14 protein-coding genes are annotated in these 16057 nt (G+C 71.7%); 8 read left to right on the top strand and 6 right to left on the bottom strand.

Features of this window, described 5'->3' with window-relative positions; genetic code table 11:
* The first annotated feature begins 148 nt into the window (after positions 1–148).
* From mtrA to hpf, 5 genes are all read left to right on the top strand, one after another.
* Entirely contained in the window at positions 149–838 is a 690-nt protein-coding gene (mtrA, locus tag V1634_RS23135; RefSeq protein ID WP_101369873.1) for an MtrAB system response regulator MtrA, read from the top strand.
* A 43-nt stretch (positions 839–881) separates the two neighbouring features.
* The gene (mtrB, locus tag V1634_RS23130) at positions 882–2696 is read left to right on the top strand and encodes an MtrAB system histidine kinase MtrB (protein WP_407951834.1); all 1815 of its coding nucleotides are present in this window, start codon (positions 882–884) and stop codon (positions 2694–2696) included.
* Complete coding sequence (locus V1634_RS23125; protein WP_331209971.1) at positions 2693–4516, top strand: LpqB family beta-propeller domain-containing protein; 1824 nt, start codon at positions 2693–2695, stop codon at positions 4514–4516. The genes mtrB and V1634_RS23125 overlap by 4 nt, the downstream gene beginning before the upstream one ends.
* Positions 4517–4527: 11 nt before the next feature.
* Positions 4528–5238 carry a ComF family protein gene (locus tag V1634_RS23120; RefSeq protein ID WP_331209970.1) on the top strand — a complete coding sequence of 237 codons (711 nt, stop codon included), beginning with the start codon at positions 4528–4530 and terminating at the stop codon, positions 5236–5238.
* A 329-nt stretch (positions 5239–5567) separates the two neighbouring features.
* A complete protein-coding gene (hpf, locus tag V1634_RS23115) occupies positions 5568–6221 on the top strand; it encodes a ribosome hibernation-promoting factor, HPF/YfiA family (RefSeq protein ID WP_331209969.1) in 654 nt (217 codons plus the stop codon).
* Positions 6222–6417: 196 nt separating this feature from the next.
* Here hpf and V1634_RS23110 read toward each other — a convergent pair whose 3' ends face one another.
* On the bottom strand, positions 6418–7659 hold the full coding sequence (locus V1634_RS23110; RefSeq protein WP_331209968.1) for a GNAT family N-acetyltransferase: 1242 nt from the start codon (positions 7657–7659) through the stop codon (positions 6418–6420).
* A 171-nt stretch (positions 7660–7830) separates the two neighbouring features.
* Between V1634_RS23110 and secA the strand changes: the two genes are divergently transcribed.
* Positions 7831–10689 carry a preprotein translocase subunit SecA gene (secA, locus tag V1634_RS23105; RefSeq protein WP_331209967.1) on the top strand — a complete coding sequence of 953 codons (2859 nt, stop codon included), beginning with the start codon at positions 7831–7833 and terminating at the stop codon, positions 10687–10689.
* Between the two features lie 109 nt (positions 10690–10798).
* On the opposite strand, the gene V1634_RS35515 is transcribed toward secA, so the two are convergent.
* The 3 genes from V1634_RS35515 to V1634_RS23090 form a co-directional block, all read right to left on the bottom strand.
* The gene (locus V1634_RS35515) at positions 10799–11566 is read right to left on the bottom strand and encodes an Rv3235 family protein (protein WP_407951831.1); all 768 of its coding nucleotides are present in this window, start codon (positions 11564–11566) and stop codon (positions 10799–10801) included.
* 292 nt (positions 11567–11858) lie between these two features.
* Entirely contained in the window at positions 11859–12086 is a 228-nt protein-coding gene (locus V1634_RS23095; RefSeq protein WP_107267987.1) for a helix-turn-helix transcriptional regulator, read from the bottom strand.
* Between the two features lie 29 nt (positions 12087–12115).
* Positions 12116–12598: an Lrp/AsnC family transcriptional regulator gene (locus V1634_RS23090; protein ID WP_331209965.1), complete on the bottom strand. Its 483-nt coding sequence runs from the start codon at positions 12596–12598 to the stop codon at positions 12116–12118.
* 92 nt (positions 12599–12690) lie between these two features.
* Here V1634_RS23090 and V1634_RS23085 point away from each other — a divergent pair, with 92 nt between their 5' ends.
* On the top strand, positions 12691–13164 hold the full coding sequence (locus tag V1634_RS23085; RefSeq protein WP_331209964.1) for a rhodanese-like domain-containing protein: 474 nt from the start codon (positions 12691–12693) through the stop codon (positions 13162–13164).
* 159 nt (positions 13165–13323) lie between these two features.
* Entirely contained in the window at positions 13324–13836 is a 513-nt protein-coding gene (locus V1634_RS23080) for a DUF6912 family protein (protein WP_331209963.1), read from the top strand.
* A gap of 40 nt (positions 13837–13876) precedes the next feature.
* Here V1634_RS23080 and V1634_RS23075 read toward each other — a convergent pair whose 3' ends face one another.
* Both V1634_RS23075 and V1634_RS23070 read right to left on the bottom strand, forming a co-directional pair.
* Positions 13877–14182, bottom strand: coding sequence for a hypothetical protein (locus V1634_RS23075; RefSeq protein WP_331209962.1), 306 nt, complete (start codon positions 14180–14182; stop codon positions 13877–13879).
* Positions 14183–14403: 221 nt separating this feature from the next.
* Positions 14404–15648: a hypothetical protein gene (locus V1634_RS23070; RefSeq protein ID WP_331209961.1), complete on the bottom strand. Its 1245-nt coding sequence runs from the start codon at positions 15646–15648 to the stop codon at positions 14404–14406.
* Positions 15649–16057 lie beyond the last annotated feature (409 nt).

Below are 16057 nucleotides of genomic sequence, written 5' to 3'. Positions count from 1 at the left end.
CGGCGGCCGATCGGCGGTGATCATCCCTGGTGCGGGGTGGTTGACCAGGGTAAGCTACTGCGCCTCGCGCCCAGGGAAGGCCAGGCGGTGCGCCGCGCCGGGAGGTGCGGGGGCCACGCCGTGGAAAAGAGGGTGGAATATTAGTGTCATGAGAGCCCGGGTACTGGTCGTCGACGATGACCCCGCGCTGGCCGAGATGCTCGGAATCGTGCTGCGCAGCGAGGGTTTCCTGCCCTCGTTCGTCGCCGACGGGGAGCGGGCGCTGGCCGCGTTCCGGGAGAACCGTCCCGACATCGTCCTGCTCGACCTGATGTTGCCGGGGATGAGCGGCATCGACGTGGCCCGGGCGATCCGGTCAGAGTCGGGCATCCCGATCGTGATGTTGACGGCCAAGAGCGACACCGTGGACGTGGTGCTCGGGCTGGAGTCGGGCGCGGACGACTACGTGGTCAAGCCGTTCAAGCCCAAGGAGCTGGTCGCCCGGATGCGGGCCCGGCTGCGCCGGGGCGAGGACGCCGCGCCGGAGCTGCTGACCATCGGTCCGCCCGGCAACCAGATCAACATCGACGTGCCGGCGCACACGGTCAGCCGGGACGGCGAGGAGGTCAAGCTGACCCCGCTGGAGTTCGACCTGCTGGTGGCGCTGGCCCGCAAGCCGCGTCAGGTCTTCACCCGGGAGGTCCTGCTGGAGCAGGTCTGGGGCTATCGGCACGCCGCCGACACCCGCCTGGTCAACGTGCACGTCCAGCGGCTCCGCGCCAAGATCGAGCCGGATCCGGAGCGACCCGAGGTGATCCTGACGGTGCGGGGAGTCGGCTACAAGGCGGGCACCGGATAGCCTGGGGCGCACTGTGGCCCGTACCCTGACCTCGTCGTCCGCCCTGCTCGGCCGTGTCGCCGCGACCGGGCGGCGGTTGCGGCGCGTCAGTTCGGTCCGGTTGGCGAGGGCGGCCACCGGCCTGCACCGCACCTGGCGGCGCTCGCTCCAGGTGCGGGTCGTCACGATCACCCTGGTGGCGTCGAGCCTGCTGGTCGGCGGGTTCGCCTATCTGGTCGCCGACAACATCACCGAGATCGTCCTGGACAACGCCACCAGCGACGTCAAGAGCCGGCTCGAGGACGGCCAGGAGTACGCCTCCGAGCAGCTCAGCAACCACACGACGGTCGCGGAGCAGCGGCTGCGTACCACCCTGGAGAACACCGTCAACTACCTGGCCGGCGGAGATCCGGCCCAGCTCGGCGGCGTGGTGGTGACGTTGCGGGTCACCGGCGTCGCCCCGGCCACCTCCCCGCAGGTGGACGTCAGCGGCATCCTGACCCCCGGGCTGGAGAACGCGGTCAAGGGCGGCGACATCGCGCACCAGTTCCGCACCGGCGACCTCTTCGACAAGGGGCCGACGAAATACCTGGTCTACGGCTCGCCGGTGCCGACCCGGCTCGGTCAGGTCGAGCTCTACTACTTCGTCCCGCTGACCAGGTGGGACCAGATCGCGGACGGCTCCCGGGCCACCGTACTGGCCACCGGGTTCGCCCTGGTCGTCCTCCTCGGGCTGCTCTCCGGGCTGGTCACCCGGCTGGTGGTCAATCCGGTACGGGTCGCCGCCCGCACCGCCCAGCGGCTCTCGGCGGGGCTGCTCGACCAGCGGATGGTGGTCAACGGCGAGGACGACCTGGCGATGCTCGCCTCGTCGTTCAACCAGATGGCGACGAACCTGCAACGCCAGATCGTCCGGCTGGAGGAGATGTCCCGGCTGCAACGGAGGTTCACCTCGGACGTCTCGCACGAGTTGCGTACCCCGCTCACCACCGTACGGATGGCGGCGGACCTGATCTACGCGGAGCGGGACGAGTTCGACCCGGCGGTCACCCGTACCGCCGAGTTGCTGCACGCCGAACTGGACCGCTTCGAGGACCTGCTCACCGACCTGCTGGAGATCAGCCGGTTCGACGCCGGGTTCGCCATGCTGGACGCCGAGCCCACCGACCTGGTGCCGGTGGTGCACCGGGTGGTCGACCGGCTGGAGTCGCTCGCCAGCCGCTGCGGCACCCCGTTGCGGGTGACGGTGCCGGAGACTCCGGTGATCGCCGAGGTCGACCCGCGCCGGGTGGAGCGGATCCTGCGCAACCTGGTCGGCAACGCGGTGGAGCACGGTGCCGGCAAACCGGTGGCGGTGGTGCTGGCGGCGGACGAGACGGCGGTCGCGATCACGGTCCGGGACCACGGTGTGGGGCTGAAGCCCGGCGAGGAGAAGTTGGTCTTCAACCGGTTCTGGCGGGCCGACCCGTCGCGGGCCCGGCAGACCGGTGGCACCGGGCTCGGCCTCTCCATCAGCCTGGAGGACGCCCGGCTGCACGGCGGCTGGCTGGAGGCGTGGGGCGCACCGGGGGAGGGCGCCCAGTTCCGGCTGACCCTGCCGGCCCGGGCCGGTGACCGGCTGACCTCGTCGCCGTTGCGCCTGGTGCCGGCCGACGCGCCGCTGGCGGTCACGGACGACCTCGGCTGGACCATACCGACCCCCGTCGACGGTGTGCCGGGCCCTGCCGACGGCGTGCCGGACTCTGCCGACGGCGTGCCGGGCCCTGCCGACGGGCCGGCCGGCGCGGCTGTCCCGGACGAGGCCGTCGATCCGGTACCGGGTGGGCTGGCCGGTCCGAGGACCCCGGCCGACGCCGAGCGGAGCGAGGTGACCAGATGAACCGGCGCGGCATCGCGCTCGGGGCCGTGGTGGTGCTTCTCTCCGGGCTGGTCGGCTGCGGTATCCCGGGTGAGAGCGACGTCCGGGTCGACGGGCGGGGACCGGTCGCGAACGCCGCTCCGGCGGACCGGCCGGCTGCCCGGCCGCCCGACCGCACCGCGAGCGGCAGCGACCCGGAGGCATTCGCCAGGAACTTCCTCACCGCCGCGGCCGGCGAGGCGGGCGAGGCGTACAAGCGGTTCAACGAGTACATCGAAGACAGTGAGCGGTTCAAGCCGAAGCCGGACGACAAGGGTGACATCAACGTCGTCCGGGTCGACCTCGACGGCGGCGGGATCGAGGTCACCCAGAACAAGGACGGCACCAGCAAGGTGATCGTCACGGTCCAGCAGATCGGGGTACTCCGGGCCAACGGCTCGATCGGCGAGCCGGTGCGCCAGGAGACGGTGTACGACTTCGTCGTCGGTGCCGCGCCGCGCGACCCGGGCACGGGCGGCGGGCTGTGGGTGCTCAAGCACCCGGCGGTGCTGCTGATGACCGACGACGCACTGCGGGACTACTACGAGGAACACACCATCTACTTCTGGAACGCCAACGGCACCTCGCTGGTGCCGGACCTGCGCTACCTGCCGCGCACCGTGCCGGTGCCGCAACACGCCACCGCCGTGCTCGACTGGCTGACCGGTGGCCCGGCGGAATGGCTCAAGTCGGCCGTCGCGCTGCCCGAGGGCACCACCCCGGTGGGTAACGTGCCGGCGCCGGAGCAGGGAGGGCGGCTCGAGATCAACCTCGCCGTCAAGGCCGGCGCCTTCGAGACCAAGCTCGACCTGGAACGGCTCTTCACCCAGATCGTCTGGTCGCTGCGGAACAACCAGTTGCTCGACAACGAGCTGGAACTGAAGATCCAGAACCAGTCCAGGATGATCGGGGTCGCCGACGACTACCGGCGGGACCACCCGCTCTACCAGCTCAAGGGTGGCGCCGCCCGGTTCGGCGTGTTCGCCGGCCGGATCTATCCGTTGACCAAGCCGGGCGAACCGAACGCGGTGCCGATCCCCGCCGGCGAGAACCACGACATCGTCACCGCCGGGGTGAGCCGCAACGGCGACGACGTCGCGGTGGCGCTGGTCGTTCGGGACGGCCAGTCCTTCCGGCTGCGTACCGGTACCGGGCCGGGTGCGGCGAGCTCCCTGCTGACCGGTCAGCGGCCGTACGCCGACATGAGCCGGCCGGTCTGGTTGAAGGAGGCGGGTCTCGGCGGGCCGGTCGGGCTGGTCGTGGCCGAGGGCAAGCTCTGGACCTTCAGCGCGGGGAATCCGGAGCTGACCCCGGTCTCCTTCCCCGGTGCGTCCCCCGGCGTGACGGCGGTGGCGGCGTCGATGGACGGCAACCGGATCGCCTTCGTCTCCGGCGGCCGGCTCTACGTCGCCGGGGTACGCCCGGACGACGGTGGGCTGAACGTCGAGTCACCCCGTCAGCTGGCCATCTCGCCGCACTCGCTGAGCGCGGTGGACTGGTTCAGCGAGAACTCGCTCGTGGTCGCGGGCGTGGATGGCGAGAACGCCAAGGTGATCAACCGGATCAACGTCGACGGCTCGCTGGAGCGGCAGGAGATCAGGTACGTCAGCCGGGCTCCCGTCGAGGCGCTGGCCGCGGACCCCACCTTCCTGGCGACGCAGCCGCTGCCGTTGACGTACGAGGCGAACGAGGTCGCGTTCGTCTCCGAATCCACCGTCATCACCCCGGGCCAGATCGCCCCCGGGTGGGGCGCGCCGCCGCCCGACGTGAGTTCGGCCACCGCCTCCTTCTACCTCTACTGAGCGGAGGCGTGGTGTTGGCGGGGGTCTGGGCCGAGCTGACCGATCTGGTGCTGCCGGCCGAGTGCGCGGGCTGCCGGGCCGAGCGGCTGCCGCTGCGTCAGGGCGTCTGCGCAACCTGTTCCGCCGGTCTGGCGGCGCTGCGCCCGACTCCGGTACGCCCCACCCCGGCGCCGCCGGGCCTGCCGGACTGCGTGGCGCTCGGCAGTTACCGGGGTGCGTTGCGGGAGGCGCTGCTGTCGTACAAGGAACGGGGTCGGCACGGTCTGGCCCGGCCGTTGGGCAGGCTGCTCGCGGAGGTGGTGGCGGAGGCCGCGGGTGGGCGGCGGCCGGTGCTGCTGGTGCCGGTGCCGGCGACCGCGCGGGCGGTGCGAGCCCGGCACGGTGATCATCTGCGCCGGCTGGCCCGGCACTCCGCCGGCCGGTTGCGGGCCGCCGGCTGGTCGGTGGCGGTGGCCCATCCGCTGCGCGCGGTGCCCCGGCCCGACTCGGCCACGCTGGGCAGTGCCGGCCGGGCGGCGGCGGCCCGGGACGCGTTCCGGCTCCGGAGTGGGCGGTCGGGCACCGTCCGCCGGCTCGCCGCCGGCCGGGTGGTGGTGCTACTGGACGACGTCGTGACCACCGGGGTCACCCTGGCGGCGGTGGCCCGGCGGCTGGAGAGCGCCGGCATCCCGGTGTACGCGGCGGCGGTGCTGGCCGCGACCGTCCGACGCGGGCGCGGCTGACCGCAGGGCGTGGTCCGTCCATGCCGGCGGGTGCTCGCCGCGTCGATCGCGATGAGAAATGCTCACTCTGCGTGTTGCCAGATTCACCCTGTCGTGCGGTTCCTGCAAATCTTCTCGAATTGGTCTTGGCGTCCGGGGTGACTGCCGGGTCGATTGGGGTTAGCGTCTTATTTACCGGGGGTATGACGGGTGTTCAACGCCCCGCAGACGCACCTGGAGGGAGGCATCGCCGTTGTTCCCGATCCGGTCAAGCCGAATGGAGACTCCAGGGGCGGGCTGACCGGGATTTTTGTTTCCGCAGACTCTCCGATGGCGCAGGGAGGTCACGCATGGATCTCGTGGTCAAGGGTCGAAACGTCGAGGTGCCGGATCATTACCGAGTGCACGTAGCCGAGAAGCTCGCCAAGATCGAGCGCTACGATCACAAGCTTATTCGGATCGATGTGGAACTCTTTCACGAACGCAATCCGCGACAGTCCGATCACTGCCAGCGAATAGAGATTACCTGTATCTCCCGCGGACCCGTGGTCCGTGCGGAGGCGTGCGCGAAGGACTTCTACAGTGCCCTCGACGCGGCGATCTCGAAACTTGACACGAGACTGCGTCGGGCCGCCGACCGGCGTCGCGTACACCGTGGCCGGCACGCCCCGGTCTCCGTCGCCGCCGCCACCGCCCGGCTGCCGGTCGTCGATGCCAGCGACTCGGCGCTGGCCACCCTCACCGCCCCCGCACCGGCGAAGTCGAACGGCAACGGCCGTGCGGTCTCCGAGCCGGAGTTCGACGAGTACGACGACGCGCAGCCCTGGCACATCGCCCGGGAGAAGGTGCACCCGGCCGAGCCGATGACGGTCGACGACGCGCTGTTCCAGATGGAACTCGTCGGCCACGACTTCTACCTGTTCCTGGACAAGGAGTCCGGCCGCCCCAGCGTCGTCTACCGGCGCAAGGGCTACGACTACGGCATCATCGCCCTGGCCACCTGATTCCACCGTGTTCCACCGGCCCCGGGGCAGCTACCCGGGGCCGGTGGCGCACCCAGGACCGCTCGCCGGGTGCCGCCCTGTCCGAGCGGGCAGGCGATGTCGCCGCAGGGCTGGCATCGGGCGGTCAGCCGAGGTCGCCGCAGGGCTGGCATCGGGCGGTCAGCCGAGGTCGCCGCAGGGCTGGTCCCAGGGCAGGTCAGCCGCCGGCTCCGACCGGGCCCGGGTCCGCCGGAAGCCCGAGATCGCCGGGAAGCAGGGCGCCGACCCAGGCGTCGACCCGGTTGCCCCGGTGGTTGAGGGCGTGTCGCGCGGTGCCCTCGAAGGTGAAGCCGGCCTTCTCCGCGACCCGGCGCGAGGCGGTGTTGCCGGTGTTGGCCCGCCACTCGATCCGGGCCAGGTTCAGGGCGGTGAATCCCCAGGCGCAGACGGCCGCGACCGCCGCCGGGCAGTAGCCACGGCCGCGTGCCCACGGCGAGACGGCGAAACCCAGGTCGGCGACGAGCGGATCGCTCGGGGAGATCCGCAGTTCCACCACCCCGGCGTACCGGTCGGAATCGTCGGCGATCGCGAAGACCGCGCCGGTGCCCCGCCGCCACACCGTCGGGCCGTGCTCGTGCACGAAGAACTCCGCGTCCGAGCGCTGGTACGGGTCGGGCACGGTGGTCCAGCGGATGCTCTCCGGGTCGCGGCAGGTCTGCACGATCGGGTCCAGGTCGGGCTCGTGCAGGGGGCGGAGCCGCAACTCCGTACCGCCGGCGGGCCGGGCGAAGAGCACCGGTTGCGGCGCGGCGAAGACGGCGGCCCGGCGGGCCTGGAGCGAACCCTTGCCGGCCGGCCCGTCGGTCGGTCCCGTGGCGTCCGGGCCGTCCGGGTCGGCGGCGGCCAGGTCCTCCGGCAGCAGCGAGCCGACCCAGCCGTCCCGGGTGCCGTGCGGGTGCGGGTCGGCGAGCCGGAGCCGCCCGTCGACCTGGAAGCCGGCCCGGAGCGCGACCAGCCGGGAGGCGTGGTTGCCGACCTCGGCCTGCCAGATGATCCGGCGCAGCCCCAACTCCGCGAAGGCCCACCGGCTCACCGCCCGGGTGGCCCGGACGGCCACCGCCCGGCCCCGCGCCCAGGGGGCGGTCCAGTAGCCGACCTCTCCGGAGCGGAGCACCGGGTCGATGGTGACCAGCCCGCAGGAGCCGAGCAACTCGCCGGTGGCCGCGTCGCGGACCACGAAGGGCGCTCCGGACCCGGTAGACCAGGCCTGCGGAGCCCGCTTGGTGACGAAGTCGATCGCGTCCTCCAGCCGGTACGGGCTGGGTACGGCGGTCCAGCGCTGGATGGCCGGATCCTGGCACGCCCGGTGTACGTCCTCTACGTCCTCGGCCCGCCAGGGCCGGAGCAACAGCCCCGCCTCGACGATCTCGACCCCGTCCGGCCCGCTCTTCTGGTCCATCGGGTCATCGTGCCGGAGCATTCGCCCTGGGCGTAACCGGATTTACCGGCCCTCGGGGCTACTATCGGACAGAATGTCCGGTTCGCTGAACGGGAGGGGCGGCGCGACTGACGATCGGGCCGGTGATGCGCCTACGATGGTTCGGCAGACTGTCTAGGGGAGCGTTGATCCGTGTCGATTCTGGAAAAGGTCCTACGCGCGGGCGAGGGGCGCATGGTGCGCCGCCTCAAGGCGATCGCCAACGCCGTCAACTCGATCGAGGACGACTACGTCAACCTCACCGACGAGGAGCTGCGGGCGCTCACCGACCAGTTCCGGGAACGGCTGGCCGACGGCGAGACCCTCGACGACCTGCTGCCCGAGGCGTTCGCCACGGTGCGCGAGGCGGCGTCGCGGGTGCTCGGCCAGCGGCACTACGACGTGCAGATCATGGGCGGCGCGGCGCTGCACTTCGGCAACATCGCCGAGATGAAGACCGGTGAGGGCAAGACCCTGACCTCGGTGCTGCCGGCCTATCTCAACGCGCTCTCCGGCAAGGGCGTGCACATCGTCACGGTGAACGACTACCTCGCCGAGCGGGACGCGGCCTGGATGGGGCGGGTGCACGAGTTCCTCGGCCTGACCGTCGGGGTGATCCTGCCGAACCGGCCGTCCGCCGAGCACCGGGCCGCGTACGAGGCCGACATCACCTACGGCACCAACAACGAGTTCGGGTTCGACTACCTCCGGGACAACATGGCTTGGAGCAAGGAGGACCTCGTCCAGCGCGGGCACAACTTCGCCATCGTCGACGAGGTCGACTCGATCCTGATCGACGAGGCCCGGACCCCGCTGATCATCTCCGGTCCGGCCGAGCACTCCGCCCGGTGGTACTCGGAGTTCGCCGGGGTGGTGGCCCGGCTCCAGCCCGGCAAGGACGGCGAGGGCGACTACGAGGTCGACTACGCCAAGCGGACCATCGCGGTGACCGAGCGCGGCGTCGCCAAGGTGGAGGACCGGCTCGGCATCGACAACCTCTACGAGTCGGTGAACACCCCGCTGGTCGGCTACCTGAACAACGCGATCAAGGCCAAGGAGCTCTACAAGCGCGACAAGGACTACATCGTCAACGAGGGCGAGGTCCTGATCGTCGACGAGTTCACCGGCCGGATCCTGCACGGCCGCCGCTACAACGAGGGCATGCACCAGGCGATCGAGGCCAAGGAAGGCGTGGAGATCAAGCAGGAGAACCAGACTCTTGCCACGATCACCCTGCAGAACTACTTCCGGCTCTACAACAAGCTCTCCGGCATGACCGGTACCGCCCAGACCGAGGCCGGCGAGTTCAACAAGGTCTACAAGGTCGGCGTGGTCACCATCCCGACGCACCGCCCGATGGTCCGGATCGACCGGCCAGACGTGATCTACAAGACCGAGCGGGCCAAGTTCAACGCGGTCGTCGAGGACATCGCCGAGCGGCACGCCCTCGGCCAGCCGGTGCTGGTCGGCACGGTCTCGGTGGAGAACTCCGAGGTGCTCTCCCAGCTCCTGCGCCGCCGGGGCATCCCGCACGCCGTCCTCAACGCGAAGTTCCACGCCAAGGAGGCGGAGATCATCGCCCAGGCCGGGCGCAAGGGCGGGGTCACGGTGGCCACCAACATGGCCGGCCGGGGTACCGACATCCTGCTCGGCGGCAACCCGGAGTACCTGGCCAACACCGAGCTGCGGCAGCGCGGCCTGGACCCGGTCGAGCACGGCGACGACTACGCCAAGGCGCTCGAAGAGATCCTTCCGCGCTGGAAGGAGGCGTGCGACGCCGAGGCCGAGGAGGTCTCCTCGGTCGGCGGTCTCTATGTGCTCGGCACCGAGCGGCACGAGTCCCGCCGGATCGACAACCAGCTCCGTGGCCGGTCCGGTCGACAGGGTGACCCCGGCGAGTCGCGGTTCTACCTCTCCCTCCAGGACGAGCTGATGAAGCGGTTCCGGGCCGGCGCCGTCGAGGCCGTGATGGAGCGCTTCAACATCCCCGAGGACGTCCCCATCGAGTCCAAGATGGTGACCCGGCAGATCAAGAGCGCCCAGGCCCAGATCGAGGGCCAGAACGCCGAGATCCGCAAGAACGTCCTCAAGTACGACGAGGTGATGAACAAGCAGCGCCAGGTGGTCTACGCCGAGCGCAAGCGGGTGCTCGACGGCGAGGACCTGAACGACCAGGTCCAGCACATGATCGAGGACGTGGTGACGGCGTACGTCACCGGCGCGACCTCGGACGGCTACGCCGAGGACTGGGATCTCGACCAGCTCTGGGCCAGCCTCAAGCAGCTCTACCCGATCGGCGTCACCATCGACGACGTCGTCGAGGAGTCCGGCGGCGAGCGGACCAGCCTGGACGCCGACTTCCTGCTCGAACAGCTCAAGCAGGACGCCTTCGCGGCGTACCGGCGGCGCGAGGAGGAGCTCGGCAGCGAGGCGATGCGGCAGTTGGAGCGGATGGTGCTGCTCCAGGTCATCGACCGCAAGTGGCGCGAGCACCTCTACGAGATGGACTACCTCCAGGAGGGCATCAGCCTGCGCGCCTACGCCCAGCGTGACCCGGTGGTGGAATACCAGCGCGAGGGCTTCGACATGTTCGCCACGATGATGGACGGGATCAAGGAGGAGACGGTCGGCTTCCTCTACAACCTTGAGGTCCAGGTCGAGGAGGCGAAGCCCGCTCCGGCCGAGGCAGACGCCGGGCCGGCCCCGATGCAGGTGCCGACGGACTCACCAGTGGAGATCCGGGCCAAGGGACTGGGCCGGGCCCCCCGGACCCAGGGTCTCCAGTACTCCGCACCGACCATCGACGGTGAGGCTCCGGCGACCGGCGGGGTGGCGGTCGAGCGTCCGCAGGCACCGGCGCTCGGTGTGGGCGGCCCGCCCCCGCCCGCGACGTCGCGCCGACCCGCTCAGGGCCAGACGGTCGGCGCCAACGCCCCGTCCCGGAACGCCCCCTGCCCCTGTGGCTCGGGCCGGAAGTACAAGCGCTGCCACGGAGCGCCCGGCGGCGCCTGATCGTCGGGACGCCTGATCGTCCCGGTGCCCCCGACCGCCGCTCGGCGGTCGGGGGCACCGCTGTCTCCGGTACCGGTGCGCCCCGACCGAGAGCGGCGGCACCGGCCGGTCAGAGCAGGGCCACCGAGGTACCGACCCAGCTTCCCCGGCGCCGCTCGATCCGGAACGCCATCGCCCAGGTACGCCCGGCGACCCCGACCGCGGCGGCCGCCTCGACGACTCCGGGCCGGGGTTCGCAGACCCTCAGTCGGCGCAGCCGCACGGTGCGGACCGGTTGGCCGGGTCGGCGCCGGCCGGAGACCCGGCTCGTTGCGGAGGCGAGTTGCGCGACCATGCCGGCCGCGTCGGAGGGGCTGGCCAGCGCGCGGACGTGCCCGGCCGGCCGGTAGCCGTTGACGATCTCCAGGCAGGTGTCCAGGAACCGCTTGGCCGCCCGTTTCGCCTCGGGCGTCGCGCCGGCCACGGCCTCCGGGACTGGTGCCGGGGCGGTCGTCCGGGTGGCACCTGAATCCGGGTAGGCGGCTGCCCGGGCGGGGTCCGGGACCGGTCCAGCCCTGCCGGCGCCGCCCTGGTTCGGCGGAGCGGCCGCCCGTAAGCCGCCCGAGTGGGGGTGCGGAACCGGCGTGTTCGCCGGGGCGGTGGGTCGGGACGAGGCTGTCGGCACGGCGAGCGGGCGGCCGATCCGGCCCGGGCGCCGACTCTCGGCTACCGCCGCCGGCCGGAACCGTTCGACCGCCGGCGGGACGGCTCGGGGCGGCGGTGTCAGGTTGACCCAGGTCTCCGGGACACGTTCGTCGTCGAAGGGCGGATCAAGGGGCGGTACGGGGCGCAGGCGCACGGTGGGCCGGACCGGCGGCCGGGTGCGGGCGACGGGCATTTCACTCCTTCCTTGATCTTGTGTTTGCTTTCGTTTGCCTCCGACCGGCTAATTTCTAGCCGATCCACTCGCCGTCGTCAATGACTCGAATCCGATCGGCGCGTCTCCGGATGAGCCCTTGACCGGATCCGGAGGCGATCCCGCCGCCCCTTGGACAGAGCTCCGCCACGCACGTGCTTCCGGGTTCGCAGGACGCCGCCTGGGCACGGGGTGGGGTGGCAGGAACTGGTGGTCGAGCCGAAGTGGACGGTACCCGGACGGTCCGACAGCGCCCGGCGACGTGTTCCGGGGCCTACTCGGGCAGACGCTCCACCAGTGGGTTGCCGGCCACCCACTCGGCGGTCTCGGCGTACTTGCGCGCGATGTACTCCTCCAGGCGGGCGCGCTCCACCCGCCACTGGCCCCGGCCGCCGATCTTGATCGCTGGAAGCTCGCCGCTGCGCACCATGTGGTAGACCTGCGAGTCCGAGACGTTCAGCTCGGCGGCGACGTCGGACAAGAGCAGGAACCTGGGTTCCACAGAAGAACTCCCGGTAGTCGGTGGCTGCCTTAGTTTGCCATCGACTGCGGCCTCGTCGCCTCCGCCGTCAGGTCCCGCCCCGGCAGCGGACTGGAGTAGACCACGCTGGTGGTGACCGCGCCGAGCCCGGCAATCCGGCCCGCCACCTGCTCCAGGTGGCCCATGGACCGGGCGACGACCTTGAGTACGAAGCAGTCCTCCCCGGTCACGTGGTGCGCCTCCACGATCTCCGGAGTGCTGTCGAGCAGCGCGTGGAAGGGGCGGTAGTTGCCGGTCGGATAGCGGAGCCGGACGAAGGCGAGGATGTGCAGGCCGATCCGCTCCGGCACCACCACGGCCCGGTAGCCGGCGACCACCCCGGCCTCCTCGAGTCGGCGTACCCGCTCGGTGACCGCGCTCGGCGACATCGCGACCAGCCGGGCCAGTTCGGCGAAGCTGGCTCGGCCGTCCCGTTGGAGTTCCGCGAGAATCCGCCAGTCGGTCGAGTCGAGTCTCGGGGAATCACCGGTCACGAGCGGAGAATACCGCTGTTCCAATGCCGTTCCCAGGCCAGCGCCGGGGAATCTGCCTTCTGGTGGAGACGCTGCGGCCGTACCGTTTCGGCATGACCACGACCTCGAACCCGGTGCTGGCGGTGCCGCCGGCCGCGCCCGACCAGGCCGGCGCCTGGTTCGCCGCCAAGCTCGCGGTGCAGACGGACGTCTCCGACGTGCACGCCGCGCTCGACACCGGCGACCCCGGCTTCGTCCTGCTGGACACCCGGGAACTGGCCGCCTGGCGGCAGGGGCACATTCCCGGCGCGATCCACCTACCCTCCCGGATGATCCCGATGCGCGCCGCTCGGCTGCTCGACCCGGACGTCCCGCTGGTCACCTACTGCTGGGGGCCCGGCTGTGACGGCGCGACGAAGGCGGCTCTCGCGCTGAGCAGCCGGGGCTACCGGGTCAAGGAGATGATCGGCGGCATCGAGTACTGGATCCGGGAGGGCTTCCCGATCCGGGTCGCCGGGGCCGGCCTGGTGACCCGGGCGGTCGATCCGCTGACCGCCCCGCCGCGGCCGGCGGCGATGTCCCGCTGACCGCCTCCGCTGCGGATGGCGGCGGTGTGCCCCGGCCCGGTCCCGGGTCCGCTGCCGGTCGGCACGCCGCGGGTGTACTACCGTCGCGGGTGAGTGGTGCGACGCCGTGGCCCGGACCGGGCACCGTCGCGGTTCGGCGTCGAACGGGGGAGACCTACGGTGACAGACCAACTCGTCCGGGCGTATGTCCCGGCCACCCTGCCGATGCTCGCCGAGTTGCGCCAGGAGGGCTGGATCACGGCCGTCCAGGGGCACGCGGTCACTCCCGAACTGCGCGAGTGGTACGCCGAGGGCGACGAGGAGGAGCTGGAGTACGTCGCCTTCACCCGGGCCGCACAGGAGGCATTGCGGCTGCTCCGGGCCGATCCGCAGGCGCCCCGGCGTCGGGTCGTCGTCGCCGTCGATCTCCCCCCGGGGTCCGTCACTCGGCCCGATCCCGAACTCGGCTCCAGCACCGTACGGCTGGGCGGGCGGATCGGGATCGGCTCGGTCGCCGCCATCCACGTGGACGGTGCCGACGCGGCGGACGACGTGAAGGCGGCGGTCGAGGTGGTCGAACAGGCCCTGGCCGGCGACCCGGACGCGCAGTTCACCGTGGACGGCGCCGAGGACCACGAACTGGAGTGGTACGACCCCTCGGAGCTGGACGGGCTCTCCGGCGCCACCGGCTGACCCGGACACCCGATCCGGAGCCGTCGGCCGGGGCGCCGGTTCAGGGCGTGCCGGCCGCCATCTTGAGGCAGTTGAGCACGGCGCCGTCGACCGCTGCGATCTCGTCCGGGTTCGTACTCGTCTCGCCCGCCACGAACGCCTCGCGCTGCTCTACCGTCGCGTTCTCCATGTACCAGTCGGCCAGGCAGTTGATCGCCTTGTCGGGGCTACCCGCCATGCGCGGGTCGGTGCGGACCTTCGCCACCACGTCGTCCCGGTCGGGTCCGCTGTCCGCACAGCCGGCCAGGGCGAGCGCGAGTCCGGTCGCGGCGAGAGTGGCGGCGGCAGTTCTGAGGATGTTGACCACGACACCAGTCTATGGCTGACCGGCAGTTGTCAAGCCATGTTTCTGATCGAATCCGCCCGATGTCCGGTGGCTGCACAGTGGATGCTAGCTGCTCGGCAGCCCGCGACCCTCCGGGAGCAGCCCGCCTCGACGCTGCTGGTCGGGTACGACGTGAAGGCGCCGGACCGGGCGGGCCTGGACCCGGCAGACGCGAGCGGCGCGTACCGGAGTGCCGGAGACGCTCAGCGACCGGCCTTGGCGACCGGTTCGGGGCGGTCCGCCGGCCGGTCGTCGTCCCCGCCGCTCCGAGGGTCCTCCCCGTCCCCGCCGGCCGGCTCGGCGGCCCCGGCCTGATGCCCGGCGGCCTGATCCTCAGCGGCGCGATCCTCAGCGGCCTGATCCTCGACGGTCGGATCCTCAATCGGGTCGTCGACCTTGTCCGTCGGCCCGGCGCCCTCGGCACCGCCCCGATCGGAGTCGTCCGGGCCGGACGGCGTCCCGGCCGACTCCTCGGCCGGCCGGAGCGTACGGCCAAAGGCGATCATCGCGGTGAGCGAGCCGACGAAGAGCACCAGCATCAGGTGGTTTATCCGGGAACGGCCGAGGTCGGCCTGCACGATCTGGTCGGCATCGCTGATCGCACCGGCCAGCCGGATCACCTCCGCCCCGGCGGTCCGGGTGAGGATCTCGGTGGTGAGCAGCAGCAGCCCTGGCCCGGCACCCGCGATCAGGTACGCCGGCCAGCGCGGCGGCGGCAGGGCGGCGGTGGCCCGCTCGACGGCCCGCCGTCCGGCCGCCCGGAGGTAACCGAACACCAGCAGTCCGGCAGCCAGACCGCTGGCCAGCGAGACGGTCCGGGCGAACCAGTGGGACGCGTTGATCTGCGACGCCTCGGTGTCGCCGAATCCGTACAGGTCGAGCAACGGGTCCTTGAAGTAGTTCAGCACGAAGCCGACCGCGAAGACGGCGAGCCCGGCGGCGACGATGGCGGCCACCACCAGCGTGTTGCGCAGCCCACCGACGATGGCACCGACCGTGGCGGCCGCCGCGACGGTGCCGGCGAGGACCATGATCGCCGAACCCTCGCCGTAGCTGAGGGTGACCACCAGCGCGGCGAGGAACCCGACGGAGAGGCCGACGGCCAGCGACACGGCGAACCGGGGGGTACTGCGCCAGATGCCGACCCGGGTCATCAGATTGCCCAGGAGAAGGCTGACCGCGGCCCCGCCGAGCAGGCTCGCCGAGATCAGCCCGGGCAGCGCGTACGCGGCCAGGGTGATCGCCATCGAACTGAGCCCGGCCGAGGAGATCTCCGACTTGGCCGACCAGAGCATCGCGGCCAGCCAGCCCAGGGCGAGTACCGCGAGGACGAGTGCGCCGGGCGCCGACACCGGGGACGGGGCGGCCGTCACCGGCGCCTCCGGCTCCACCGGTCGGTCGGGAGCCTCGGGAGCCGGGGTCGCGGTCGTGCCGGACTCTTTCGTCATCATCTCCCCTTCAGCGGATGGCCGGCGTGGCGGCGGGGCGGCGACGGGATCTGCGGTGGTCCGGACCGGCCGCCGGTTCCTCAGCGTACGCGGGGGCGGTCGGGGCGCTGGCCCGGTGCCGGTACGGACGGGCCGCACCGAATCTTCGCGGCGGGTGGCGCCGACCGGCCGGCCGGTACTGGCCACCCCGGTGACCGGGGGGTACCCGCCGGGTGGCGATCGACTGCGGCCGCCTCCACCGGCGCGCCCCGCCAGGCCGGCCGGCAGCGGCAACCATGTAAGGATTGGCGCAGGTCCCGCCCCCGCACCCCCGGCATCTTCCGGGGCACGGGGCGAGGTGTCCGGCCGACCGGTCGGCACCAGCGGGTCCGGTTTCGCCGTCGCTGTCGAGATCGCCCAGGAGAATCCC

The organism is Plantactinospora veratri, from assembly GCF_036421995.1.
Taxonomy (GTDB): domain Bacteria; phylum Actinomycetota; class Actinomycetes; order Mycobacteriales; family Micromonosporaceae; genus Plantactinospora; species Plantactinospora veratri.
The sequence above is the reverse complement of the archived record's forward strand: the minus strand, read 5'-3'. Positions and strand labels throughout refer to the sequence as shown.

Coding starts and splice junctions, on each gene's coding strand:
- mtrA (WP_101369873.1), top strand. CDS start 149: ATGAGAGCCCGGGTACTGGTCGTCGACGATGACCCCGCGCTGGCCGAG.
- V1634_RS23125 (WP_331209971.1), top strand. CDS start 2,693: ATGAACCGGCGCGGCATCGCGCTCGGGGCCGTGGTGGTGCTTCTCTCC.
- hpf (WP_331209969.1), top strand. CDS start 5,568: ATGGATCTCGTGGTCAAGGGTCGAAACGTCGAGGTGCCGGATCATTAC.
- V1634_RS23110 (WP_331209968.1), bottom strand. CDS start 7,659: ATGGACCAGAAGAGCGGGCCGGACGGGGTCGAGATCGTCGAGGCGGGG.
- V1634_RS35515 (WP_407951831.1), bottom strand. CDS start 11,566: ATGCCCGTCGCCCGCACCCGGCCGCCGGTCCGGCCCACCGTGCGCCTG.
- V1634_RS23085 (WP_331209964.1), top strand. CDS start 12,691: ATGACCACGACCTCGAACCCGGTGCTGGCGGTGCCGCCGGCCGCGCCC.
- V1634_RS23070 (WP_331209961.1), bottom strand. CDS start 15,648: ATGACGAAAGAGTCCGGCACGACCGCGACCCCGGCTCCCGAGGCTCCC.